Below are 1,373 nucleotides of genomic sequence, written 5' to 3'. Positions count from 1 at the left end.
TAGGCGGGGGCGTCGGTGAGGCCGGGCAGCAGTGTTTCGGCGTCGTGGTCGAGGCGGGTGAGGGCGTCGGCGCCGAGAGCGTGTTCGGTGGCGACACCGATCGCGTCGAGGTAGACATCGACGGCGCGACCGAGCCGACGGTGCGGGTCGAGGGCGTCGCGTAGTGCGGTGTGGGCGCTGGTGTGGGTGGCCTCGCGGGCCAGGATGTGTTGCAGGACTTCGACTGCCGTTTGGGGAAGCATGGCGGGTTCGGTCCAGAACGACAGTTCGCTGGCGTCGATGGTCGTGGGGACGTAGAGGTGGTTGGCGTGGATGCCGCGGGTGATCGCGACGTAGAGCTGATTGCGGGACTCGCTGCCGGTGAGCACGGTATGGCAGGTGTCGGCGGTGGTTCCTTGCGCGGAATCGATCGTCATCGCATAGCCCAGCCGGACGTGGACGCCGACGTATTCGGGTGGCAGAACGGTGGCGGCGCCTGGTTTTCCGCCGGGGCGTAAGTGGGTGACGGTGAGGCTGCCGTCTGGGTGGACGGTGTCGATGCGCCATCGGTAACCGTTGCGCACCCAGTCGGTGTCACCGAGTCGCACGTGCCGGTTGTTGCGCCGAGTGCAGATGATGTCGCCGACGGAGGCGGTCAATCCGTCGCCCAACACCGTCGCCGCCGAGGGGGTTTCGGGGGTTCGGGCGAGGCGGTCGGTGCGGGCGCGGCGGTTGAGATCGGTGACGATGTCGTGGGTCGGGGCGAGCATGATGGCTTCGCGTCCGGCGTGCTGGTCGGCGAACCAGGCGCCGTAGGCTTTGTCGGCGATGGTGGCCGCGCTGCCGGAATGGATGCGCTGGTTGTCGAGGTAGAAGCCGAACCCGGCAGGGTCGGCTTCTCGGAGTTGGAGCCCGGCGGTGGCTTCGGCGGTGTCGGCGAAGCGCACCACGTGCGTCAGGGTGATCGTGTCGGGGCGGTGGGTGGTGTCGATTCCGGCGCCGCCGGCGTCGATGGCGGGCAGTTGTTTGTCGTCGCCGACGCAGCGGATGGTGGCGCCGCGGGCGGTGAGGAATTCGAACAGCTGCAGCCGCTTTCGATCCGACAGTTTGATGTGCTCGTCGACGATGACGAGCGTCTGCTCGTCTATTTGGTGGATCCACATCGGTACGGAGGCAGGGAAATCGTCGGCTGTCCGCACCCCGTCGGTGTCGTGGTGTGGTCGGTGTCGGTCGAGGATGTGCAGGAGTCGGTCGACGGTCTCCACGCGTGCGCGGGTGGCTTCGGCGAGGATCGCGGCGGGGGCGGCCTCGGGCGCGAGGCCGAGAAGTGTTCCGCCGGAGGCGCGCCAGGCGTCGACGAGCACGCGCATGGCGGTGGTTTTCCCGGTGCCCGC

At 68.5% G+C, this 1,373-nt stretch carries 1 protein-coding gene; it reads right to left on the bottom strand.

Annotated features, from left to right (window positions below; all coding sequences use genetic code 11):
* Positions 1–1,373, bottom strand: a 1,373-nt coding sequence (locus A5780_RS01960; RefSeq protein ID WP_156769334.1) for an ATP-dependent RecD-like DNA helicase, incomplete at both ends; no start/stop codon positions are given.

It is taken from the genome of Nocardia sp. 852002-20019_SCH5090214 (assembly GCF_001665865.1).
In the GTDB taxonomy this organism is placed as follows: Bacteria; Actinomycetota; Actinomycetes; order Mycobacteriales; family Mycobacteriaceae; genus Nocardia; species Nocardia nova.
The sequence above is the reverse complement of the archived record's forward strand: the minus strand, read 5'-3'. Positions and strand labels throughout refer to the sequence as shown.